Here is a 21171-nt window from a genome sequence, read left to right on the forward strand (position 1 = left end):
ATCCCTTTCAGAGATGACCTGCCGGTCGGAGTCAGAAGAATGCCGCCTCCCCGATTTGAACGCCGGAAGACATTCCTGCTCGCTTCGCTGCGCGGGCTGTGACTTCCGAGCTCAAATCGGGTCGGTTAGATTTCTCCGACGACGGGCTCCTCGCTGTCGCTCGTCGCGTTGTCGTCGGAGAAATGCCGCCTCCCCGATTTGAACAGATGCCAGACGTTCCGGGCGTGCGGCTCACTTCGTTCGCCGTTCCGGGGCTGCGACTGGCGTGTTCAAATCGGCTCGGGAGCATTTTCACTGCTCACGGACTCGGTCGCTCCGCTCCCTCGTTAGTTCGCAGGAAAATGCCGCCTCCCCGATTTGAACGGGGGACAGCTCGATCTTCAGTCGAGTGCTCTCCCAGTCTGAGCTAAGGCGGCTCGCATACGGGACGAGGCCGAGGGTATCAAAAAGGATTTCGAAAGCCGGCAGGCGGTCCACGATCAGAGCGTTCCCGCGTAGACGACCTCTGCGACGGGCTCGCCGGCGATGGTGCCGGTGTCCTCTTCGACCGGGGGGAAGCCCTGGGCCTCGTAGAATGCGCGGCCGACGTCGTTGGCTTCGAGGACGCAGATGCGGACGGCGTCGAACTCGCGCTGTCGGAGGCGGCCGAGGACCGTGTCGAACAGTCGGCTCCCGATCCCGTCGCGCCAGTAGTCGGGCGCGACGTAGATGGTGTACAGCTGTGCGACGTCCTCCTCGGCGTCGTCGGATACCTGTTCGCTCGGGCCGGCTGAGGTGAACCCGACCACGTCTCCGTCCTCGCTCGCGACCAGGTAGACCACGTCGTCGCTCTGGACGGCGTCGGCGACGACGCCGTCGCGGTACCACTCGTCGACCTGCTCGTCGATGGCCGGGGCGCTGAGCACGTCGCCGTAGGCCGCGTGCCACGTGGCGCGGGCGACGTGCTGGATGGCGGTCACGTCGTTCGCCGACGCCTCGCGGACTGTGACGTTCCGGGGCATACACGGGATTCTCGTGCCAGTGAAAAATCACTTTCTCCCCTGCTGTCGGCGGCCCGCTACGGCAAAAACAGGTCGGCGCTATCGAACTCGGTGCCGCAGTCGTCGCACTCGTAGTCGGTGCCGTTGGCCGTCGAGACGTGCCCCCCGCAGTCGGGGCACTTCGATCCGTCGATCATCGTCCGTGGTATCCCGTAACAGCCTATAGCTGTTTCGGGCGATGCGGCAGGTCACTCGTCGCCGTCGGCCGGCACCACGTCGGTTACGACGCCTCGGTCGTCCGACGCAGGGTTAGCTGCGTCGAACACTGCCCGGAACGACATCATCGCTCACAATTTTGCCCGCCGAACTAAACAGGGGTAACTAGGCGGGCGATACAGTCAGCCTTTGGTAGTTCATAACCAATGCTACCCGGGCCGACGTGTCGACCGATGTGGCTCCACTACGCGCTCGCGCTCTGGGCTGTCGGCGCGAGCGTCGTGTTGCTCGTCCTGTACGCTTACGGCGAACAGGACGCCGAGACGTCGGTCGACGGGTGATGCGGACGCCGAACGTCGACTCGTGGTTCGCGACCACCTACGGGCCGTTTCACAGTCGGTCTGGCCGCCCACGGCCGACGTCTCGCTATTCCGGGAGACCGGCCGCCTCTTTTGGTTCGGCGGGGAAATAATTTATTTAACTCGCACGGATGGAATGTTACCTGTATGACGCGACTTACCAGGCGAACGGCACTGAAGGGGGTCGGAGCGGGACTCGCGCTCTCGGTCACGGCCGGCACGGCGACGGCGACGTTCGATCGCGACGACGCGGGTTCGAGCGCCGTCGAGACGGTCGTCGAGATTCCCGGCGACCCGGTTCCGGAGAACCTCGCTATCGCCCGGGACGGGACGCTGTACTTCGGTCTCACCCGCGGCGAGGTCCGGAAAATCACCCCGGAACAGACCCAGGCGACCGGCCTCGGGCTCGACGACACCGAACGGGTCGCGAGGCTCCCCGGGAGCGCCGTCGGCGTCGAACTCGTCGCCGGCGACGCGCTCTACGTGGCCTCGCAGGCCGACGCGGGTGACGGCGTCTGGCGGGTACCGGTCGACGGCGGCGATCCGGAGCTGTTCGCCGCCGTCGGCGGGTTCCCCAACGACGTCCTCCACGACCCGTTCCACGACCGACTTCTCGTCACCGACTCGTTCGGCGGCGCGGTGTACGAGATTCCGCTGGACGCTGACGACCCCGAGACGGCGGCCTCGCTGTGGAGCGACGACGACCGGCTGGCCACCGACAGTTTCGGCGCGAACGGCCTCACCTTCGGGAGGGGAGCCGTCTACGTCGCCGTGACGCGCGGGACGAACGACGCCGGGGACGACGTTGGCCGCGTCGTTCGCCTCCCACTCACCCGCGGCGGCGATGCCGGGGAGGCGTCCACCTACCTGGAGAGCGAGACCATCTACGGCGCCGACGGCGTCACCAGCTTCGGCCCACACCTGTACCTCGCCGCAAACGGTCGCAACGAGGTCGTTCGAATCGACCCGGGCAGGAACGTCACCGTCCTCGCCGACGGGGACGACGGCCTCGTCTTCCCGTCCGACGTCGTCCTCGGCCGGACGCGCCGGCAGCGGGGCGACCTGTTCATCTGTAACTTCGCCAACGAGACGCCCGAAGAGGGCGCCATCCTCCGGACGCGACTCCAGCCGGGGAACCGTTAGCCGGCAACAGATCCATCTGCGAAGCGGACGGCCGACACCGACGACACGATATTTCCACCGATAGGAGTTACCGAAAAATTATTGCCGACGTTCGATACATTTGGGGCATGGGTTTTGGGGGCAAAGCAGCGGTCGCCGTCCTGATCGTGGTCGTACTGGGCGGGGCCGTCTGGGCGATGGGGCCACAGGCTGGGACACCATCCGACGCGCCGGATCAGCACACCGACCTAACGCCGTCACCGGCGACCGACGATGCTGGGGAGTCGTCCACCGACGCCACGGAACGACAGGATACTGACGCGGACAGCGGTTCTGGCGCGGCACCACCCACGGAGGACGACGGTACTGACGACGAGGGGTCCTCCGGCAGTGGCGGTGACGCCGACGCAGGTGGTGGCGACAGTAGCGACTCTGGTGGCGACGGCGGGTCGGGCGACGAGTCCGCCAGCAGCGGCGGCGCCAGCGGGAGCGGTGACGGTTCCGACGACGGCACGAGCGGCAGTGGCGCGGCGGACGAGACCAGCCTCGCCGTCGGCTCGACGTCGGTCGCCGCGGACGGGACGGCCCAGGTTCGGCTCACGCTCGAAGTGGCGCCAGAGGGGATGGCCGGCTTCCGGGCGCGTATCGCGCTCGACACCGACGTCGCGACGGTCGAGGACGCCGCGCCAGCCGACGCGTTCGACCAGATTTCGAGCGTCGACGTGGCCGCTGACGGGTCAGCGGTGACGGTCGAAGCGGTCGACGACGAGCGACTGGCCGAGCCGGGGGCCACGGACGTCCACCTCGCGACGATCACCGTCGGCGGCGTCGACGCGGGCACCACGCCGCTCGACCTGACTGCGGAGCGGCTGGACGACGACGACGGAACCACGATCGCCGTCGCGACGACCAGCGGCGAGGTCGACGTGGAAGCGAACGAGTCGAGTGGCCAATGACGACTCGGCACACCGCCGACCGGAGGGCTCACCGGTCGTCGGGGACGCCCACGGTGCCCTGTCCCGGACCGTCTTCGCCGCCTTCCCGACCGACTCGCCCCCGCTCGCCCCCGCTCGCCTGCGTGACGCGGGCGGCGAGTGGCACGGGCCGAAGCCGATCACCCTGACCGAGCGCCGGTGACTGCCACGAGGAGTCGGCGAACGCCGGTCTGGGTTCGGTACCGTCCCGCCGATGGCTGTGGAGTTCGTGTCTCCGACGGCGTTCAGCGTCACCGCTCACGACCACTGGTGGACCCTGGCTGTGGTCGCCTCTCCGGCTTTCGACGCGGGTTCGTTCCAGTCGCCCACCGACAGACATAATGCCGGTTGCGGCAAATCGGGCGGCTAATGCCCTCCAGCAGACGTCGCTTCCTCGAACGCTCCGGGCTCGTCCTCTCCGGACTCGCCCTTGCCGGGGCGTCAGCGGAATCTATCGTCGCCGACACCGGCAGGTTCGACGCCGACACCGATGAGTCCGGTGCCGGTTCCACACACGACTGGCCCATGGCCAGATACGACCCGGCGGGCACCGGCCACCAGCCGGCGGCGACCGGGCCGAAAGACGGCGTCGAGATCGCCTGGGCCCACGACCCACCGGAGTGGTTCCGCGGGACGACGTCACCGGTCCTGCTGGACGGGACCATCTACGCCGTCGGCGACGGGTTGCTCGCCCTCGACGCCGAGACGGGCGCGAAGCGATTCGGGGTTCCAGGCCCCTATCGCTCCACCCCGGCGCGAGCGCGCGCGTCCGTCTACACGACGGAGACGCTGGCGACGACGGCCCCGACCGGTGTCTTCGGGCTCAACGCCGGCGGCGGCGTCGACGTGCCCCTCCGGGAACGCAACGTCGGTATCGAACGCTGGGGCGGGCCACGGGGTCCCGGCGGTGGGCTCCTCGGTCCCGGCGAACCGACCACGCCCGTGGCGGCCGGCGGGACGGTGTACGTCCCGATCCCGGGGACGAACTCCGTGGCGGCGGTCGATCCGAACGACGGGTCGGTCCGCTGGCGCCAGACCCACCACGCGGACAGCCCGATAAGCGGCCCGTACAACAGGCCCGCCGTCGCCGACGGGGCAGTGTTCGTCACCGCCTGGCCCCACCAGGCCACCGCCTACGACGCCGAGACCGGCAGCCAGCGCTGGCACCGCGAGATCGACGACCAGATGGTCCTGCCACCGGTCGCGACGGACGAAGGGATCGTCGTCCCGACCCGCGAATCGGTCCACCTGCTCGACGCCGGTGATGGCCACACGATCTGGAAGCGAAATCTGGACGCGAACGTCACCGAGAGCGCGCCGGCGGTCGCCGACGGGACCGTCTTCGTCGTCGACGAACTGGCTTCGATCTACGCGCTCGACCTGGCGACCGGCGAGACGCTGTGGACGGCGCCGTTCGACGGGAAGACGTCGCCGGTCGTCGCCGACGGGGTCGTGTACGCGGTCCGGTCGCAGTTCGAACTGGTCGCCGTCGACGCCGCGACCGGTGAGAAGCGCTTCGCGTACGAACCCGATCAGATACCGCTCTCGACCCTGGTTGTCGGGGACGGCGTTCTCTACGCCGCCAACCGTGAGCGAGTAATTGCGCTGCGGGAGGAAGGATGACGACCGACGACGGCGACGCGGTGGCGGATAGCCGCCGTCCGACCACCTCCCCCCGCGAGACGCCGACAGACTCCCGGACTGTCCTGGGTGCCGTGTGGGCCCGCGTCCGTCGCGACCCGCCACTCCTGATCCCGTTCGCGGTCACTGGAGTACTCCTCGCACTGGCCGACGGTATCCGAACGCGCGATCCGATTCCGACCGAGCCCACCGCGGCCCTGGACCAGACGGTTTCCGTCCAGTTCTCGCTCTACCCCAGTGGCACGGCGCGAACAGCCAGGGGGGTCGGCGCACTGGTCGACCTCGAGACTCCGTATCTCCTCTGGGGCGTCGGGATCGAACTGGCCGTGCCGCTCGCGGTCGGCGTCGCGGGCTGGCTGACGATCACGCGGGTGCTGGACGGCCAGCGGCGTCCCGACGCCCTCGCCAGGTATCTCTGCCTCCTGGTCGCGCTGAGTCTCGTCCCCCGACTGCTGGGTTCTCCGACGGCCGACGTCGGCTTGTCTGTCGGTCTCGTGGCCCTGCTGGCCGTCTCGTTCGTCTCCGTTCGGCTGTTTCTCGTCCCCGCCTTCCTCGCGACCGGCCAGGGCTTCGGTGCGGCCATCCGGAACAGCGCCAGTCGGTCTCGCGGCCAGGGCTGGACTCTGTTGGGGCTCGTCCTGGTGCTCGGCATCGGGTCGTGGGGACTGGCCACCGTTCCGATTGCCGGGGCCTTCCTGAGCACCGCTATCGTCGCGCCGGGACACGCCGTCGCGATGGCCGTCGTGCTGGACAGACGCTTCCCGTCGATGAACGGCGCGACCGGTCGCGATCGCCGCTGAGGCGCCGACCGGCACTTCTCACTCTCTCACTCTCTCACCCGCTCATGCCGCCCTCCCGGAGCGAAATCGTGTGCTCGTTCCCGTAGGGAGAGCAGCTATCGACGTGCGTCCACTCGTGGCTCTCGTTGCCATCGAGCGCTTCGAAGATCATGATGGTGACGGCACCTGACCCGCAACCGTTCATCGTCACCGTCTCGTTCTCGCCGGGGGCGACCTGGAGCCGAGTCGTCGGGACGCCGTCGTCGGCGAGCGTCACGTTCCGGAACTCGCCGGCCCAGTACAGCTGTTCGCCCGTCGCGAGCCGACGGTCACCGTCCCTCGTCGTCACCTCGAAGTTCATCAGCATCGCCGACTGCCTGTCCTCTGCGGCGTAGGCCGTCACGTCGTAGGGAACCGCGTCCCCGTTTTCGACCGTCAGCGTCGGCGGCGAGTCGTTCCCGGGACCGAAGTACCACGCGGGCCCGGCGACGAGAGCGACGACTGCGAGGAGGGCGAGGACCTGTCGGGAGACCATAGCCGTGCTTCCAGGAGCCAGCGACAAATAGTTCGCGGGTATCCGCCCGGAAGGAACCGGCCACCGCACCCGGGCAGCGCGACGACCCGGACGCCGAACGGCCATCGAGACGGAGCCACTGTCCTCATTCGTGACCATCGCGAATCAAGCATGAACTTTTATTATGGTTGCTGTCTTCGGTCGACGTAGAACTCCGATGTCCCGGACGACGCCCCTCGTAGTAGCCGTACGCTGATTCTCTCCCCAGACCGCGTCGTCCCGTTCGCCGACCGTCCACCACACATCGGAAATGAGCACCCACACTGACACAGCGCCCCGACACGCATCGCCCACTGAACCGACTCTCGAGTCCGACGCCGAAGCCACACCGACCAGCGACGACGAACCGTCGCCGAACCCGTCCTACGATGCCCACGACGCGGCGGCGACGTTCGACACCGGGAGCACCGTCCGACTGCCCAACACCGTCGACTGCGAGAACAAGCGCGTCGGGTAATCCCGCGTACCGAGTTCCGACTGATCGAGGCTCGTCCCGTCTCGCGTCGTTCACTCCAGTACGTCAGTCCGAGAAAGGTGACTGGTGGGCGCGAGTGGCATCGAACGCCCCATTCGATGGGGTTCCATACCACCGAGTAACGGGCGGATTCTAATTGACCTCGCCGAACGTCGGTCTGCTACCATGCGGAGTGCGGCGAAAACGACCGTCTCGGTGTTCGGGGTGATCGTGTCGATCGCGGGCTTCGAGCACGGTGTCGGCGCCGTGCTTCAGGGGAACTCTGCGCCCGGTGGCGTCGTGTTCGAATCCTGGCCGGACGCGCCGGCCTACGAGATACTGAGCGGCGAGCCGGCGATGACGGTCGTTCCGAACTTGCTTGTCTCCGGCGTTCTGACCGTTCTCGTCTCGGTCGCGTTCGCGGTCTGGTCGGTCCGGTTCGTCGGGATCCGTCGCGGTGGAGTCGGACTGATCGTCCTCTCGGTAATTCTGTTACTCGTCGGCGGCGGGTTCGGTCCGCCCATACTCGGGTTCGTCATCGGCCTCGCCGCCACGCGCCTCGAATCCGGATGGTCGTGGCTGGAACACAACGCCTCCGAGACGACGAGACGGCGTCTCGGCGCGCTCTGGATACCATCTCTGGCCGTCGGTGTCGCAGGCTACGTGGGTCTCTGGCCCGGCGTGCCGCTTCTCGCGTACTCGTTCGGTATCGCTGAGGCCGGCCTGGTGATCGCGTTGACGATACTCGGCTTCGTCGGCCTCTTCTCGTCACTTCTCACCGCCTTCGCCCGCGACAGCGCACATCGGTCCAAACACCGTTCGTGAGCCCGGGACCGATCGATGGACCGTGTCATACCCACGCGGACGTTCACGTGTCGACCGGCCCCCCGCCGGAGCCCTCACTTTCGTCGTCGACGGAGGCCTGTATACCGAGCCGGTAGAGTCGGATGCCGACCACGGTCACGCCGTCACGTCACCGCGGAGAAGGTCAGGATGGCGGAGCCGAGGTGGGTGTACCGGACGACGGTGCTCGAACTCGCGTCCGGCGCCGACGCTTCGTCGACGGCGATGGTCACTCGGCCGGCGGCCAGGTGCAGGTTCGCTCGGCCACGGTCGCCACCGTCGCGTACTGCGAGCGATTCCGGACGGCGCGGACCCGGGACTGGTCACTGGTTGGAATACCAGATTATCTGGCCGGGGGCAACCCTCGAAAAACGCTGATTTCACGGCGCTCGATGCGTCTACGCGGTGATTGGTTTCGGACAGGAAACAGGCGCTTCCTGCATGGGCCCTGCCGGATTTGAACCGCCTGAACTTCGCTCACGTCGTTCGCTCGTTCCGTGCTTCAAATCCTCTGGCAACACCGTTCGCTCGTCGCGTCCGCTCCTCGCAGAACGATGGGCCCTGCCGGATTTGAACCAGCGCTCAACCGGTCACCCATTCCACCTCGGAACCGAGCGTGGAAATATGAGCCGGTCGCTTTAACCAGGCTAAGCTAAGGGCCCGTCTACCCGTGGTTTCTCGATACCTCTTCTTTAGCCTGTCGGCATCAGAGCAGGTGACGTGACTCGTCCAGTAGACCCCTGTCTGGGTACGTATTCGCCGCCAGGGCTCGAACACTGTGAGACGTTCCGGGCGTGCGGCCTCACTTCGTTCGGCCGTTCCGGGGCTGCGACTCACAAGCTCGAGCCCTGTCTGGGTACGTATTCGCCGGCGACGATGCTCGGAGCAGCAGCTCCTCGCGTTGTGGTCCCCAAGTACTCGCGGCTCACTTCGTTCGCCGCTCGTGAAAACGCTGGTTCCTCACTTCGTTCGGAACCAGCCAACACGCCGCCGCCAGGGCTCGAACACTGTGAGACGTTCCGGGCATGCGGCCTCACTCCGTTCGGCCGTTCCGGGGCTGCGACTCACAAGCTCGAGCCCTGTCGGATCGCGCTTCCACCGCTCACGGAGACGAGCACACGCTACGCGGTGCTCGTCGGTGAAGTTCGCGGAAGGAAGCGCCGCCGCCAGGGCTCGAACACCGAAAGACGGTCCTGCTCGTTCACTCCGTTCACTGCGCAGGCGTGCGACTTTCGAGCCCGACCCCTGCCGGGTAGCGTCTTTCGGAGTGCTGACCGCTCGCTCCGCTCGCGGTTTTGCACTCCGAAAATGACGCCGCCGCCAGGGCTCGAACCTGGGACAACCTGGGTAACAACCAGGTGCTCTACCAACTGAGCTACGGCGGCTCGCATTCACGGATAGCCCGAGTTGTTGTATAGGACTTTCGCTTTCCGTCCTGCATCGACACGCTTTCACGCACGCCGGGGAAATTCCGGGCCATGAGCGAGGAGTTCGACGCCGTCGTCGAGCGGGTCCGCGAGCGGGTGACGCCCGACGCCGGAGAGCGGGCCAAGCTCGAAGCCGTCGCCGACGAGGTCGTCCGGCGGGCCGAGGCCGCCATCGCGGATCTCGACGTCGACGCAGCTGTCGTCAGGGTCGGATCCACGGCACGGGGGACCTGGACGGCCGGCGACCGGGACGTCGACGTGTTCGTCTGTTTTTCACCGGATCTCGACCGCGAGCGGCTGGAGCGCTGCGGGCTCGACGTCGGTCACACTGTCCTCCCCGAGGGCCACGAGGAGTACGCCGAGCATCCGTACGTCAAGGGCCCCGTCGACGGGTACGACGTCGACCTGGTGCCCTGCTACGCCGTCGACGACGCCACCGAGGCCCAGTCGGCCGTCGACCGGACGCCGTTCCACACCCGCTACGTCGAGGAGCGGATCGACGACGACCTGGCCGCGGACGTCCGGGTCGCAAAGCAGTTCGGCAAGGCCATCGGCGTGTACGGCAGTAACCTGAAGACGCGGGGGTTCTCGGGCTACTTGACCGAGTTGCTGGTTCTCGAGTACGGCGGCTTCCGGCCGCTCGTCGAGGCCGCCGCAGACGACTGGCATCCCCCAGTCCACTTCGACCCGGAAGACCACGGCCAGCAGTCCTTCGACGACCCGCTGGTCTTCGTCGACCCGACGGACCCCGAACGCAACGTCGCGGCCGTCGTCGCTTCCGACGCCGTCGCCCGGTTCCAGCACTACGCCCGCGAGCTGCTGGCAGATCCGCGGGAGTCGCTGTTCGAGCCGTCCGATCCCGACCCCATCGACGCGGCAGCAGTCCGCGCGGCCATCGATCGACGGGGGACGACGCCCGTCGCGATTTGCTTCGACGCGCCGGACCTGGTCGACGACCAGCTCTGGCCCCAGCTCTACCGCTCGGTCGACGGTGTAACGAGTGAACTCGACCGTCGTGGGTTCGACGTGCTCCGGGCCGCGGCGTTCGCCGACGAGTCGGCCACACTGTTCGTCGAACTGGAAGTCGCCGAGCGACCGGCCGTCGAGCGCCACGACGGCCCGCCGGTCCACGTCGGCGAGCACGCCCGCGGCTTCTACGAGAAGTACGCCGACACCGACGCCGCCGGCCCCTTCATCGACGGCGACCGGTACGTGGTCGAACGGGAGCGGGCGCACCCGAGCGCTCCCGACCTCCTCAGGAGCGACGCCCTCCTGGACGTCGCACTGGGCGCTCACGTCGAGTCGGCCCTGGAGGAAGGCTACGAGGTACTCGTCGGTGAAAACGTCGCCACACTCGCAGAATCGTTCGGCGTCGAACTGGCGCGTTACTTCGACCCGAAGCCCTGATCGAGGAGGTCGTCGATGACCTCGCGGGCACCCTCGCTCACGTCGCCCTCCGGCGGCTGCGGGTCGTAGCTCGCGATCGTCTTGTTGACCGTCGCGATGCTGTCGGCGAGCGTGTCGAGGCTGTACCCGCCTTCGAGGACGAACCCGAGGCCCGCGTCGCACTCCGCGACCAGCTCGGTCAGTCGCTCGGTCATGAGCCCGTACCCTTCGGTAGAGACCCGCATCCTGGATATCGGGTCGTGCTGGTGGGCGTCGAACCCGGCGCTCACGAGGACGAGGTCGGGGTCGTACTCCCGCAGCGTGGGGAGGATGACCTCGTCGAAGGCGGCGAGATAGCCGACGGTGTTCGTCCCCGGCGGGAACGGGACGTTGAGGTTCCGCATGTCGCCGTCCCCCTCGCCGGTCTCGTCGATTTCGCCGGTCCCCGGGTAGAGGCCAGACTCGTGCAGGGAGACGTTGAAGATGTCACCACGGTCGTAGCAGATGTCCTGGCCGCCGTTGCCGTGGTGGACGTCCCAGTCGACGATGGCGACGCGGTTGGCGCCAGCCTCCAGGGCCGCCTGCGCGCCGACGACGACGTTGTTGACGAAACAAAAGCCCATGGCGTCGTCCTCGACGGCGTGGTGGCCCGGCGGCCGTCCGAGGGCGAACGGCGTCTCGCGCCCGTCGGCACCGTCGAGGGCCTCGGTGGCCGCCCAGGCGGCGATGCCGGCGCTCGCGATGGCGGCGTCCCAGGTTGCCTCGACGGCGACGGTGTCGGCGTCCCAGTCACCGCCGCCGTCGGCGCAGAAGCGCTCGAACTCGTCGACGTAGTCGGCGTCGTGGACGCGCTTGACGAGGTCGGCGTCGGCGTCGGGCGGCGCGACGTAGTCGACGTCGTGACACTCCGCGAGGCGACGCCTGATCGCCCGGAGCCGGTCGGCACTCTCCGGATGGCGTGGGCCGGTGTCGTGGTCCAGGCAGACTTCGCGGTAGCCGAAGTTCATTCAGTAGTACTGCTGCAGTTCGTAGTAGGTCTCGACGTCCTCGGCCTTGACGGTCCGCCGGTCGGCGTGACGGGCCAGGGTGGCCGCCGCGGCCGCCACGTCGTCGGCGTACGCTTCGAGGATGTCGGCCAGCGCCACGCGTGCGTCCATCGCGACCCGGTAGCGGTCGTCGATGTCGATGCGGGCGATGCGGTCGACCGGCGCGATGGGGAGTTCGATGTCGTCCTTGTCGCGCCCGCCTGCCACGCCGAAGTCCTGTGGCATCAGCGTCTTTCGCCCGTCCGCGGTCGCCTCGTCGGCCGCCGCCTCGGCGAGGGTCGCCCCGTGCTCCTGGATGCGACGGGACAGTTCCTCGACCGCTTCGGCGCTCACCCGCAAGCCCTCGGCGTTCCGGCGGATGACAGCGTCCACCGGGGCAGACGGTAACTCGACGCTCATACCACAACGCGGGGCTGTTGCCGCCTTAAGGGTTTCCGTAGCGCCGCTTGGCCGATTAGAACACGTCTTCGGCGTCGACCCGGCCGTCCCGCAGCTCGCCCCGGACCGTCACTTCCTGCCCGAGCGTCACTGTCTCGCCGGTTTCCACCGTCATCGTCTCCGTTCCGTCGTCGAGGACGACGGGGTCACCGGTCTGGACGACCGTGCCCGTGAACTCGACGTGTTCGCCGTCGGCCGGGCCGTCGTCGCCGGTGGCACCACCGGATCCGTTGTCGGCAACGGCACCGTCGTCGGCACCAGTGCCACCACTGCCGTCATCACCACCGGCGTCGCCAGCCACTGCTGCGGCCTCCGCCGCGGCGTGGTCGCCGCTCTCGTCACTATCGCTCCCGTTCGATCCGCCGCTCCCGCCCGAGCCGCCGCCGCCGGCGAAGTCGTCGAGTCCGGTCGAACTGCCGCCCGACCCGCCGGCGCTTCCCCCGGAGCCACCGGAACTCTCGGCGTTCCCACCGGACGGCGCCGTCGCACCGCTCTCGAGAACGGTGACGGTCGAGGCCCAGTTCGCGGAGGCCTCCACGTCGTCCTGCCAGCCGTCCTGGATCTCGACGTCGGCGACGAGCACCTCGTCGCCCGGGCCGATGTCCTTGTCCGCCTTGTCGCCCCAGAGCGCGACCCGGATGTCGCCCGTGTCGTCCTGGACGCGGATGTTGCGGACCTGGCCCTCGCTGCCGTCGTCGCGGTCGAAGGTCCGCTTGGGGTCGGCCGACCGGACGACGCCGGCGATGTCGACGGTGTCGTCGATTTCCACGTCGCCGATGGAATCGGCCTCGGGTTCGAAGGCGACCTCCTCGTCGACCTCGTCGACGGCGCCCTGGTCGCCGACGTGGAGTTCGATGCTGCCGTCGCGCTCGCGGACGTAGCCGTCGACGACCTCGACGGCGTCGCCGGGTTCCAGTTCGTCGGCGCGGTCGGCCCGCTCGTCCCACAGGGTCACCCGGATGCGGCCCGTCTCGTCGCCGAGCGTCAGGTTGGCCACGCGCCCTTCGCTGCCGTCGTCGCGGTCGAACGTCCGGATGGAATCGGTGTCGAGCACGAGCCCGCGGACGTCGACGTCCGACTGCCCCATTGTCAGCGCGTCGATGGAGGAGCCGTCGCCCGGTTCGACGTCGATTTCCACGTCCGGGTCGGGTTCCGCTTTGTCGACCGACACTTCCAGCCCGTTGTACCCCTCTTTCGGGCGGCCCTTGACCCGGAGGACCTCCCCGACCTCCAGCTGGCCGTCGTCGATGGAGGCCGCCTGTTCGTCCCAGAAGGTGAGCCGGATGGCGCCGCTCTCGTCGGCGGCCTCGACGTTGAGGACCCGGCCCTCCTCGTCCTCGCCGTCGCGCTCGAAGGTTCGCAGGTCGCCGATGGCCATCACCTTCGCGAGGAACTTCACCTCCTCCATCCCCGGTTCGACGTCGGCCACCGCGTTCACCTCGTTCTCCGACAGTTCGTGGGCGAGCAACATCGCCGCCGTCTCCTCGTCGGCGAGCCCGCCCATCTGCTCGACCTTCTCCTCGACGGCCTCCCGGAACGTCTCCTCGTCCACGTCAGTATCGAGATCCGCGTAGATGTCCTCTATCGCACCCATTTATCGTGTACTAGGCAGTGTAGGGCCGCGCTTAAGCGTTGTCGTTGCGCGAACGGCCGCTCGCTGTCCGGTGGTTTCCCGATCCGTCGCCGAGTGTCTCATAGGCGGACCTGTGCCGTCCTGCGGGATAAACCGTCGGACCGCCGGACGGAGAGAACGGAGACGTGACTGGCGCCGTCAGTCCCGGGTCGCCGTCGACACCGTCGTCGGGTCGTCACCGTGGCTGTGCCTGACCGTCACCTTGCCGGGCAGTCCGCCGTCGAAGGCGGCCGTCACCTCGTAGTCGAGTTCGGTGATGCACTCGGCACACATCTCCTCCTCGTCGCTCCGGTCCTCCGTGGCCACGAGCACCACCAGTTCGTCGGCGTCGGCGTGGTAGCTCGCGTCCGCGAGGCGCGCGGTCTTGCACGCGTCCGACCCCCAGATGGTGCCGGTGACGACCACCTCGCCCGCGTCGGCTTCGAACGCGACGGCGGCCTCGTCGGTCTGCTGGCCACAGCCGGCGTGGACGAGGGAGAGCGACGCGTCGGCGAGCGACACGGCTGTCCCGTTTCCATCGCCATCGTCTGTCTCGTTTCCGTCGCCACCGTCTGTCTCGTTTCCGTCGCCACCGTCTGTCTCGCTCTCGCTGGGCGTCCCCTCGTCGCCGTTCTCGTCCGCGACGCACCCGGCCAGCGCGACGGCGCCGAGGCCGGCACTGACCCGCGCGAGCATCGTCCGTCTGTGCATATCCGCCTCTTTCCGTGAGCGGGGCAAGTCCCTTCTGGTCAGTCAAATCGGATTTTGAGCGTTCGCAGTGCCAACGCCTCGCAGTCGGCCGGTCGAACCGTAACCCCTTTACAGAGGTCCGCGCTACGGATAGATGAGTCCGGGTAGGGTAGTGGACTATCCTCTTGGCTTGCGGAGCCAGGGACCGGAGTTCGAATCTCCGCTCGGACGTTTTCCTTCCACCAATCGACGAGCGACAGCGAGGAGTCCGTGTTGCTGGAGAACTCCATGGAGATTCGAACACGACAGTCGCAGCCCCGGAACGACGAGCGAAGCGAGTCGCACGCCCGGAACGTCTGTCACCTGTTCGAATCTCCGCTCGGACGTTTCTGCCGACGCCACCCCGCGAGCGGCGGCGTCGGCGAAACTCCGTCCAGGCGTGTCCAGGTTCTGGCCCGGAGTCCCTACACACACCCTGGGAACTCCTCGCCCTGGATGTGGACCGAGTCCACCCAGTCGGGGCGCTCGTCGCCCGACTTCGTGAAGCGCGACCGCGAGTCCATGTAGGACATGATGAGCGCGCGTCGCCACTGGTCGGTCGTGTTCGGCGCGGTGAAGTGGGGCAGCAGGCAGTGCTGGAAGAGGGCGTCGCCGGGTTCCATCGGGAGGGGAACGGCGTCCTCGTGGGTGAAGTCGCGGTCAGCGATGACGATATCGGTGTCGTACTCGACGGCCTCGTGGCCCATGACGCCGTCTCTGTGCGCCCCGGGGACGACGTTCATGCAGCCGTTCTCCGGGGTCGCCTCGTCCAGCGCGATCCAGACGGTAACGTGGTCCATCGGCTGGATGGGGTAGTAGGCGGCGTCCTGGTGGAACCCCTTCTCGCTGCCGACCTCCGGGGGTTTGAACATCGCGGCGCTGCGGAGCAGTTTGAGGTTCGGGCCGAGCAACTGGGCGGCGACGTCGGTGACGGCGTCGTTCTCGGCGACGTCGCGGAGGACGTCGTCGGACTCGACCATGTCGAGGCCCTCGAACTTGCGGACGGCGTCGCCTGGGTCGTCGACGTCGACTTCGCCGCGCTCGACGGCGGGTTCGATCTGGCGCTGGAACCCCGCCACGTCGCGGTCGCCGTGGGTGTACTCGCGCAGGCGGGTCTTCACGCGGTCGACCGTCGCCGGCGAGAGCGCGTCCTCGACGACGACGTACCCCTCGGACTGGTACTGGCGAAACTGCGCGTCGGTCAGTCGCATAGTTACCACAGGCGGGTACCACAGCGTAATGGTTGCGATCAGTGGCGAGAGTCCCGGTAACCGTTGCCCTGGCGCCTGGTACGTAGCGCATAACTACTGGGTATTCAGCTGACCATCTCCCATGGCGACGCCAGAACGCACGGGTAGTTCGGCGTCACGCGACGTCGCGACGGTCTGGCTCCGGTTGCTCCTCGTCGCAGCCGTCGCCCTCGTCGAGACGCTCGTCCTGGGGGTCTGGCTCGTCCTCGTGTGGACCTCGCCGACCCTCTCGCTGGCGACGGGGTTCGCGTTCGCCGTACTGGCCGGTGGGCTGGTCGTCGCGTTCTTCGGGACCGACCTCGCCGTCAACGGGTCGGCGGCGTCGTTTCCCGGGCTGCGAGCGATCGCGGTCGTGCTGTTCGAGGTCGCGGCGTGGGCGCTGTGGCTCCTGGTCGCCAGTCGCGTCGACGGGCTCGCCGGTATCGCCGCCGCTGGCGCCGCGTTCGCGCTGGTGCTCGTGCCCCAGCACACCGTCGCGGACAACGTCCTCCGGGGGGAGTCGCTCGTCGCGACGCTGGTCGACTTCGACGCGCTGGGGGCCAGCCTCGTCCAGGCCGGCGGCGCGACGCTGTGGCTGCTGTTCACTCTGCACGAGGCGTTCGTCGCCGAGTTACTGACCGACGCGGAGGCGGCGTTCGGGGAGCAGGTGCCCGTCGACCTCACGACCATCGACCCGGGACTCGTGGGGCTGGCGGCGCTCGCCGCGGCGCTGTTCGTCGAGCACCTCGTCGGCGTGTCGTTCTCGCGCCACGGCTGACCGGGCCGCGGAGGTATCCCTGGCTCGCAGCAGTTTTCCCGGCGCCCGCCGAACTGGATGGTATGCGCGCCCACCTGCGTGCCGGTGTGGCCATCTACGACGAGGGCCGGTACCACGTCGCCCACGACGCGTGGGAGGACTACTGGCTCGACCTGGAGTCCGGGACAGACGACGAGCGCCTGCTCCACGGCCTCATCCAGTTTACCGCCGTCGTCCACCACGCCCGGGATCGCAACTGGTCGGGCGCCGTCGGCCTTGCCGAGAGCGCCGGCGAGTACCTCGCCGACCTGCCCGCGGAGTATCGGGGTATCGACCTCGATTCGGTCCGAGAGTTCCTCGCGCGGACGGCCGCCGATCCCGAACACCTCGAACGCGTCGGCCCGCCGCTGCTGACCTACGACGGGGAGTCGTTGGGCTACGACGACCTGGACTTCGAGTCGACCGCCGTCGCCGCGGCGGTCCTCGCCGAGGCGGACGGTTACGACGAGACGGCGATGGAGCGGGCCATCGAGTACGCCCGCGAGGAGGTCGACGCCGGGACCAGCGGAACGTACACCGGCCTGGTGTTCTCGTTCGTCCGCGACCCGGACAAACGGGGGGTCGTCTTCCAGCGACTCGCCGAGCACGTCCAGCGCGAGCGCAGCAGGGAGGCCGACGTCGAGGGGCTGTTCGACTAGCGCTGCGGGCCTGCCGCGCTCACCGGGAGCTGACCGATCGTCCAGCGAACTACACCGAGGACAGCACTTTATCCACCGGGCGAGTACACCCGGTGTCTATGTCTCAGGAGTACGAAGCCGAACGGGCGGTTTCACGCGAGGACGCGGCGACGGCGCTCAGACAGCTGGCCGACGGCGTGGCCGCCGGGTCGGTCTCGATCGTTGCCGACGCGGGCCCCGTGGCCGTCGACATCCCCGACGACCTGACGTTCATCGCCGAACTCGAACAGTTCCAGGGCACTGTGGAACTGGAGGCCGAACTGGAGTGGCAGACCGACGACGGGGCCATCAGGGAACCGGCCGACGAGGCAGACTCAGCTGCCGACGCGGCCGAAGCCGCCTCCGACGCCGCGGAAGCGACCGCCGACAGCGCGGCGTCCGCTCCCGACGGGACCGAACCGGTCGAATCCGCCGCCGACCTCGTCGGCCCGGCGACAGATTCGGGTGCGCCGGCCGACGACCCTGCGAGCAAGGCCACGTTCGAACTGTTCCGCGACGCCGCCGACGAGTGGCGCTGGCGACTCCGCCACCGCAACGGGAACGTCATCGCCGACAGCGGCGAGGGGTACGACCGCAAGGCCGGCGCTATCAACGGACTCGAGAGCGTGAAGAGCAACGCGCCGCTCGCAGTGGTCGAAGAACAGTCGGGGGACTAGCGCCGCTCGTAGCGGTGGGTGCTCAGGCGTCGGGTTCGACGACCCGTTCCTCGCCCTCGAAGTGCGCGGAGTTGTCCTGTGGGTTGTAGCCCAGCGCCTCCTTCGCGCGTTCGAGTGAGTAGTACTTGCGGTCGTTGTCGGAGATGCCGTAGACGATCTCGAACTCGTAGTCGGCCTCCAGCGCGCACTCGTGGATGTGGGCGCAGTCGCGGTAGGAGAGCCACATCGCCTGGCCGCGCTCGTAGTCGATCGGTGGGTGGTTGCGCGTGAGGTTACCGATGCGGATATTGCAGACCTCGATGCCGTGCTCGTCGTGGTAGTACCGGCCGAGAATCTCGCCGGTGGCCTTGGAGACGCCGTAGAGGTTCCCGGGCCGGGGTAGCTCCGTCCCGTCGAGGAGGAAGTCGTCGTCGCTGCGGTACATCTCGGGCGTGCGCTGCTCGGTCTCGAAGGCGCCGACGGCGTGGTTCGAGGAGGCGTAGACGAACTTCTCGACGCCTTCCTCGACGGCGGCCTCGTACATCTTCTGGGTCCCGTCGATGTTGTTCGACAGCACGGAGTTCCACGGGGCCGTCTTCCGCGGATCCCCCGCGAGGTGGATGACTGCGCCGACCCCGGCGACCGCCGTCGCGACGTCTTCCTCGTCCGTCACGTCGCCGACCAGGTACTCGTGGTCGGGCTCCTCGACGGGCGGGCTGTGGAACATGAGCTTCCACTCGTAGGCGTCGCCGATCCCCTCCAGGATGGCCTCCCCCACGCCGCCGCCAGCCCCCGTGAGCAAGACTGGGTCGTCCATTCGAGTGGATACTGGGGAACCCACGATACGTAGCTTGCGATTTCGATTATGTGGAACGGGGATCGACGTGACGACGACTGGCGGTCTGTTTCCGTTGGACGGTCGAATCTAGGCGACGACGTACGCCACGGCGGCGAGCAGGAACATCGACGCGTGGGCGAGCAGGAACACAGCGCTCGCCTCGGTGAGCACTGGCCGGGTGACAGTTCCCTCCCCGGTTCCGCCGAGCCACGCAGCAAGGTACCGTCGATACAGGGCGATGCCGGCGCCGAGCGGGACGGCGTACACGCCGAGCAGGAAAGCAAAGCTACCCAGGAACCCCAGTCCGCCCGGGATGCCACGGACGCTCGAGAGTATCGCGCCACCGGCCGCAGCCATGGCCACGTACAGCGCGAACACGACGGCGACGTGTGCTATCGGATCTCCGACGACGCTGCTTCGACCGCGAACGCGTCTGCGAACGAGCACCGTCGCGGCGAACGAGGCCACGACGGGAGCGAGTGCGACGCCACTCCAGAACACCCACGGTCGTTCGAAGAACGGTCGTATTGACATGTTCACCGAATCCGATGCTTCGCCAATAGTTGTTACCCTCGGGACAAACGCGGCTCTCGCAGCGGAAGTTTCACCGCCGTCGAAGCTGGCCCGACACCCTTTCCTCCCCACCGACCGACCCCCCTTCGCATGGACCCGACGGACGACCAGGTCGCCTGTTTCGAGGCGGGGATCAAGTTCGGCTCGCTGTACCACCAGTTTGCGGGGACGCCGGTGAGCCCCGAGAGCGCCGACTCGCTCGCGCGTGCGATAGAGGAGGCCATCGAGAACCAGCCCCACTGCGAGGAGGTTCAGGTGAGCATCCGCGAGGAGGCGTTGCGGGCTGCCATCGACGCGGGTGACGCCGACTACGTGGAGTTTACCGGCGAGTTCGCCGACGTCGACGTCGTCGTCGAGTACGAGGGCGTCACCGTCGAGACGGCGATGCGGATGGACGGCGACTACCCACTGATGGCCATCGAGGACGTCCGGGAGTAGGCCAGCCACCGTGCAGCGTGACCGATCCCTCACGGAACCCACGGCCTCGCTTTCGAAAAACTCGCAGAGAGAACTCTCACGTCCGGCGATTACACTTTCACTTTCAGGCGGGCTTTTAATCCCTCACCGTGCGAACCGCTAGTCATGAGTCAGTCCACACTGGACGACGACGAACTGTTCGGCGAAGCGGCCAGCGAGATCCGCGAGGACGTGGAGTCGTCGCTGGAATCGGCCCGGGAGTCCCTCCCGGCGGCAGACGACGTCTGGGACGTCGAGGCGGACAACACCCTCGGCGTGCTCAACGCCCTGCGCTCGGCGTTCGACGTCGGCGACGCCGAGGACGAACTCCGCGACGCGAAGAAGTGGTACACCATGGGCGAGCGCGCCGACGCCTTCGAGGACGCCGACGACCTCGCCGAGGAGATAGAGACCGTCGGCGACCTGATTTCGGACGTCGAGGACGCGAAGGAACAGGTCGGCGACCTCGCCAGCACCGTCCCGCAGCTCCGGAGCCAGCTCGAGGAGTTCGAGGCCGAGAGCGAGGAGGCCACAGAGGACGAAGAGGCGGACGTCGACGCCGACGCGGACGCCGAAGCGGAAGCGGAGGCGTAGACGGCAGTCGGCGGGTCGATTCCCCGAACGCAGATCGTCAGGACAGGTCCCGGTCTCGCACGGCCGCGAGCAGGGCCGCCAGTGCCTCGCTCGCGTCGTCCAGTAGCCGTTCGCCCCGCTCGGCGCTCGCCTCGCGCGGGTCGCCGACGGTCCCGTTCTCGCTGAACTCGTCGCTGTCGTAGGCCAGGTTGACGCCGGACACCCACTCGCCCCAGCCGTCGGCTGCGCCCTCGGCCGCCTCGTCGAGACGGTCTTCGCGGACGAGGTCGGCGTCGAGGTGCTGGACCAGGCTGGTCTCCTCCGGGCCGCCGTGGCCCATGTCCGGTGCGTCGACCGAATCGAACCAGGTGAAGGGGACGGCGTACGCGTCGTCGGTGCGCGAGATGGTAGCGCAGACCTCCCGCAGTGGATCGACGTTGCCGCCGTGGCCGTTGACGACCACGACGCGGTCCCAGCCGTGATGGGCCAGGCTCTGGACCGTCTCGCGTACGTTCGCGCGGAAGGTGTCCGGGGAGACCCACAGCGTCCCGGCGAAGCGACGGTGTTCCTCGGCGACGCCCACCGGAATGGTCGGCGCGACGACGACCTCGCCGTCGAAGGCCGTTGCACCGGCGTCCGCGACGGCCGCGGCGGTGAGGGCGTCGGTTCCCAGCGGCGCGTGGGGGCCGTGCTGTTCGGTGCTGCCGACCGGCAAGATGGCGAGGTCGGTGTCGACCGACGCGGCGTCGGTCCACGTGGCCTCCGAGAGGTGCATGGCGGGGAAATTGTCGCC

General features: G+C 68.1%; 23 protein-coding genes and 4 tRNA genes. 14 read left to right on the forward strand and 13 right to left on the reverse strand.

Annotated features, from left to right (window positions below; all coding sequences use genetic code 11):
* Positions 1–342: 342 nt before the first annotated feature.
* Both BM337_RS07965 and BM337_RS07970 read right to left on the reverse strand, forming a co-directional pair.
* A tRNA-Phe gene (locus tag BM337_RS07965) sits at positions 343–416 on the reverse strand.
* A gap of 63 nt (positions 417–479) precedes the next feature.
* Positions 480–1001, reverse strand: a complete 522-nt coding sequence (locus tag BM337_RS07970) for a GNAT family N-acetyltransferase (RefSeq protein ID WP_089815785.1) — start codon at positions 999–1001, stop codon at positions 480–482.
* 701 nt (positions 1002–1702) lie between these two features.
* On the opposite strand from BM337_RS07970, the gene BM337_RS07975 reads away from it, so the two are divergent.
* The 5 genes from BM337_RS07975 to BM337_RS07995 all read left to right on the forward strand — a co-directional run bounded on the left by BM337_RS07975 (position 1703) and on the right by BM337_RS07995 (position 6092).
* A complete protein-coding gene (locus BM337_RS07975; RefSeq protein WP_089815786.1) occupies positions 1703–2698 on the forward strand; it encodes an SMP-30/gluconolactonase/LRE family protein in 996 nt (331 codons plus the stop codon).
* A 107-nt stretch (positions 2699–2805) separates the two neighbouring features.
* The gene (locus BM337_RS07980) at positions 2806–3633 is read left to right on the forward strand and encodes a hypothetical protein (RefSeq protein WP_089815788.1); all 828 of its coding nucleotides are present in this window, start codon (positions 2806–2808) and stop codon (positions 3631–3633) included.
* On the forward strand, positions 3623–3814 hold the full coding sequence (locus BM337_RS07985) for a hypothetical protein (protein WP_089815790.1): 192 nt from the start codon (positions 3623–3625) through the stop codon (positions 3812–3814). The genes BM337_RS07980 and BM337_RS07985 overlap by 11 nt, the downstream gene beginning before the upstream one ends.
* A 206-nt stretch (positions 3815–4020) precedes the next feature.
* Entirely contained in the window at positions 4021–5274 is a 1254-nt protein-coding gene (locus tag BM337_RS07990; protein WP_089815792.1) for a PQQ-binding-like beta-propeller repeat protein, read from the forward strand.
* Entirely contained in the window at positions 5271–6092 is an 822-nt protein-coding gene (locus BM337_RS07995; protein WP_089815794.1) for a hypothetical protein, read from the forward strand. The genes BM337_RS07990 and BM337_RS07995 overlap by 4 nt, the downstream gene beginning before the upstream one ends.
* A gap of 34 nt (positions 6093–6126) precedes the next feature.
* Here BM337_RS07995 and BM337_RS08000 read toward each other — a convergent pair whose 3' ends face one another.
* Positions 6127–6606: a hypothetical protein gene (locus tag BM337_RS08000; RefSeq protein ID WP_089815796.1), complete on the reverse strand. Its 480-nt coding sequence runs from the start codon at positions 6604–6606 to the stop codon at positions 6127–6129.
* Between the two features lie 289 nt (positions 6607–6895).
* Between BM337_RS08000 and BM337_RS08005 the strand changes: the two genes are divergently transcribed.
* Both BM337_RS08005 and BM337_RS08010 read left to right on the forward strand, forming a co-directional pair.
* The gene (locus tag BM337_RS08005) at positions 6896–7102 is read left to right on the forward strand and encodes a hypothetical protein (protein ID WP_089815798.1); all 207 of its coding nucleotides are present in this window, start codon (positions 6896–6898) and stop codon (positions 7100–7102) included.
* 183 nt (positions 7103–7285) lie between these two features.
* Positions 7286–7924 carry a hypothetical protein gene (locus BM337_RS08010; protein WP_089815800.1) on the forward strand — a complete coding sequence of 213 codons (639 nt, stop codon included), beginning with the start codon at positions 7286–7288 and terminating at the stop codon, positions 7922–7924.
* A 573-nt stretch (positions 7925–8497) separates the two neighbouring features.
* On the opposite strand, the gene BM337_RS08015 is transcribed toward BM337_RS08010, so the two are convergent.
* Positions 8498–8604: transfer RNA gene (locus BM337_RS08015), tRNA-Ile, on the reverse strand.
* A 650-nt stretch (positions 8605–9254) separates the two neighbouring features.
* Positions 9255–9327 (reverse strand) — tRNA-Asn (locus tag BM337_RS08020).
* Positions 9328–9420: 93 nt separating this feature from the next.
* On the opposite strand from BM337_RS08020, the gene cca reads away from it, so the two are divergent.
* Positions 9421–10776, forward strand: a complete 1356-nt coding sequence (gene cca, locus BM337_RS08025) for a CCA tRNA nucleotidyltransferase (RefSeq protein WP_089815802.1) — start codon at positions 9421–9423, stop codon at positions 10774–10776.
* On the opposite strand, the gene BM337_RS08030 is transcribed toward cca, so the two are convergent.
* The 4 genes from BM337_RS08030 to BM337_RS08045 all read right to left on the reverse strand — a co-directional run bounded on the left by BM337_RS08030 (position 10755) and on the right by BM337_RS08045 (position 14562).
* Positions 10755–11762 (reverse strand): histone deacetylase family protein, encoded by a 1008-nt coding sequence (locus tag BM337_RS08030; protein WP_089815805.1) that lies wholly within the window; start codon positions 11760–11762, stop codon positions 10755–10757. The two genes, cca and BM337_RS08030, sit on opposite strands and share 22 nt — an antisense overlap.
* Positions 11763–12200 (reverse strand): histone, encoded by a 438-nt coding sequence (locus tag BM337_RS21725; RefSeq protein ID WP_089815807.1) that lies wholly within the window; start codon positions 12198–12200, stop codon positions 11763–11765. It abuts the gene before it with no gap.
* A gap of 55 nt (positions 12201–12255) precedes the next feature.
* On the reverse strand, positions 12256–13833 hold the full coding sequence (locus tag BM337_RS08040; protein ID WP_089815809.1) for a single-stranded DNA binding protein: 1578 nt from the start codon (positions 13831–13833) through the stop codon (positions 12256–12258).
* Positions 13834–14010: 177 nt separating this feature from the next.
* Positions 14011–14562 (reverse strand): hypothetical protein, encoded by a 552-nt coding sequence (locus BM337_RS08045; protein WP_245778626.1) that lies wholly within the window; start codon positions 14560–14562, stop codon positions 14011–14013.
* A 137-nt stretch (positions 14563–14699) separates the two neighbouring features.
* On the opposite strand from BM337_RS08045, the gene BM337_RS08050 reads away from it, so the two are divergent.
* Positions 14700–14772 (forward strand) — tRNA-Arg (locus tag BM337_RS08050).
* Between the two features lie 233 nt (positions 14773–15005).
* Here BM337_RS08050 and BM337_RS08055 read toward each other — a convergent pair.
* Positions 15006–15791: a phytanoyl-CoA dioxygenase family protein gene (locus BM337_RS08055; protein ID WP_089815811.1), complete on the reverse strand. Its 786-nt coding sequence runs from the start codon at positions 15789–15791 to the stop codon at positions 15006–15008.
* Positions 15792–15912: 121 nt separating this feature from the next.
* On the opposite strand from BM337_RS08055, the gene BM337_RS08060 reads away from it, so the two are divergent.
* The 3 genes from BM337_RS08060 (at position 15913) to BM337_RS08070 (ending at position 17959) form a co-directional block, all read left to right on the forward strand.
* Entirely contained in the window at positions 15913–16587 is a 675-nt protein-coding gene (locus tag BM337_RS08060) for a hypothetical protein (protein ID WP_089815812.1), read from the forward strand.
* A 62-nt stretch (positions 16588–16649) separates the two neighbouring features.
* Positions 16650–17264 (forward strand): DUF309 domain-containing protein, encoded by a 615-nt coding sequence (locus BM337_RS08065; RefSeq protein ID WP_089815814.1) that lies wholly within the window; start codon positions 16650–16652, stop codon positions 17262–17264.
* A 98-nt stretch (positions 17265–17362) separates the two neighbouring features.
* Positions 17363–17959: an HVO_2922 family protein gene (locus tag BM337_RS08070; RefSeq protein ID WP_089815815.1), complete on the forward strand. Its 597-nt coding sequence runs from the start codon at positions 17363–17365 to the stop codon at positions 17957–17959.
* Between the two features lie 22 nt (positions 17960–17981).
* On the opposite strand, the gene azf is transcribed toward BM337_RS08070, so the two are convergent.
* Complete coding sequence (azf, locus tag BM337_RS08075; protein ID WP_089815817.1) at positions 17982–18755, reverse strand: NAD-dependent glucose-6-phosphate dehydrogenase Azf; 774 nt, start codon at positions 18753–18755, stop codon at positions 17982–17984.
* Positions 18756–18863: 108 nt separating this feature from the next.
* Positions 18864–19310 carry a hypothetical protein gene (locus BM337_RS08080; RefSeq protein WP_089815818.1) on the reverse strand — a complete coding sequence of 149 codons (447 nt, stop codon included), beginning with the start codon at positions 19308–19310 and terminating at the stop codon, positions 18864–18866.
* Between the two features lie 129 nt (positions 19311–19439).
* Here BM337_RS08080 and BM337_RS08085 point away from each other — a divergent pair, with 129 nt between their 5' ends.
* Complete coding sequence (locus BM337_RS08085) at positions 19440–19787, forward strand: dihydroneopterin aldolase family protein (RefSeq protein WP_089815820.1); 348 nt, start codon at positions 19440–19442, stop codon at positions 19785–19787.
* 144 nt (positions 19788–19931) lie between these two features.
* Positions 19932–20399, forward strand: a complete 468-nt coding sequence (locus tag BM337_RS08090; protein ID WP_089815822.1) for a DUF5790 family protein — start codon at positions 19932–19934, stop codon at positions 20397–20399.
* A gap of 37 nt (positions 20400–20436) precedes the next feature.
* Here the strand turns inward: BM337_RS08090 and BM337_RS08095 are convergent, their stop codons facing one another.
* Positions 20437–21153, reverse strand: a complete 717-nt coding sequence (locus tag BM337_RS08095) for a creatininase family protein (protein ID WP_089815824.1) — start codon at positions 21151–21153, stop codon at positions 20437–20439.
* Positions 21154–21171: the final 18 nt, after the last annotated feature.

Origin of the sequence: Halomicrobium zhouii, assembly GCF_900114435.1 — an archaeon.
Taxonomy (GTDB): domain Archaea; phylum Halobacteriota; class Halobacteria; order Halobacteriales; family Haloarculaceae; genus Halomicrobium; species Halomicrobium zhouii.

Coding starts and splice junctions, on each gene's coding strand:
- BM337_RS08030 (WP_089815805.1), bottom strand. CDS start 11,762: ATGAACTTCGGCTACCGCGAAGTCTGCCTGGACCACGACACCGGCCCA.
- BM337_RS08040 (WP_089815809.1), bottom strand. CDS start 13,833: ATGGGTGCGATAGAGGACATCTACGCGGATCTCGATACTGACGTGGAC.
- BM337_RS08080 (WP_089815818.1), bottom strand. CDS start 19,310: ATGTCAATACGACCGTTCTTCGAACGACCGTGGGTGTTCTGGAGTGGC.
- BM337_RS07970 (WP_089815785.1), bottom strand. CDS start 1,001: ATGCCCCGGAACGTCACAGTCCGCGAGGCGTCGGCGAACGACGTGACC.
- BM337_RS08095 (WP_089815824.1), bottom strand. CDS start 21,153: ATGCACCTCTCGGAGGCCACGTGGACCGACGCCGCGTCGGTCGACACC.
- BM337_RS08090 (WP_089815822.1), top strand. CDS start 19,932: ATGAGTCAGTCCACACTGGACGACGACGAACTGTTCGGCGAAGCGGCC.
- BM337_RS08000 (WP_089815796.1), bottom strand. CDS start 6,606: ATGGTCTCCCGACAGGTCCTCGCCCTCCTCGCAGTCGTCGCTCTCGTC.
- BM337_RS07980 (WP_089815788.1), top strand. CDS start 2,806: ATGGGTTTTGGGGGCAAAGCAGCGGTCGCCGTCCTGATCGTGGTCGTA.
- BM337_RS07995 (WP_089815794.1), top strand. CDS start 5,271: ATGACGACCGACGACGGCGACGCGGTGGCGGATAGCCGCCGTCCGACC.
- BM337_RS08005 (WP_089815798.1), top strand. CDS start 6,896: ATGAGCACCCACACTGACACAGCGCCCCGACACGCATCGCCCACTGAA.
- BM337_RS08055 (WP_089815811.1), bottom strand. CDS start 15,791: ATGCGACTGACCGACGCGCAGTTTCGCCAGTACCAGTCCGAGGGGTAC.
- BM337_RS08065 (WP_089815814.1), top strand. CDS start 16,650: ATGCGCGCCCACCTGCGTGCCGGTGTGGCCATCTACGACGAGGGCCGG.
- BM337_RS08010 (WP_089815800.1), top strand. CDS start 7,286: ATGCGGAGTGCGGCGAAAACGACCGTCTCGGTGTTCGGGGTGATCGTG.
- BM337_RS08060 (WP_089815812.1), top strand. CDS start 15,913: ATGGCGACGCCAGAACGCACGGGTAGTTCGGCGTCACGCGACGTCGCG.
- BM337_RS07975 (WP_089815786.1), top strand. CDS start 1,703: ATGACGCGACTTACCAGGCGAACGGCACTGAAGGGGGTCGGAGCGGGA.
- BM337_RS08070 (WP_089815815.1), top strand. CDS start 17,363: ATGTCTCAGGAGTACGAAGCCGAACGGGCGGTTTCACGCGAGGACGCG.
- azf (WP_089815817.1), bottom strand. CDS start 18,755: ATGGACGACCCAGTCTTGCTCACGGGGGCTGGCGGCGGCGTGGGGGAG.
- BM337_RS08045 (WP_245778626.1), bottom strand. CDS start 14,562: ATGCACAGACGGACGATGCTCGCGCGGGTCAGTGCCGGCCTCGGCGCC.
- cca (WP_089815802.1), top strand. CDS start 9,421: ATGAGCGAGGAGTTCGACGCCGTCGTCGAGCGGGTCCGCGAGCGGGTG.
- BM337_RS08085 (WP_089815820.1), top strand. CDS start 19,440: ATGGACCCGACGGACGACCAGGTCGCCTGTTTCGAGGCGGGGATCAAG.
- BM337_RS21725 (WP_089815807.1), bottom strand. CDS start 12,200: ATGAGCGTCGAGTTACCGTCTGCCCCGGTGGACGCTGTCATCCGCCGG.
- BM337_RS07990 (WP_089815792.1), top strand. CDS start 4,021: ATGCCCTCCAGCAGACGTCGCTTCCTCGAACGCTCCGGGCTCGTCCTC.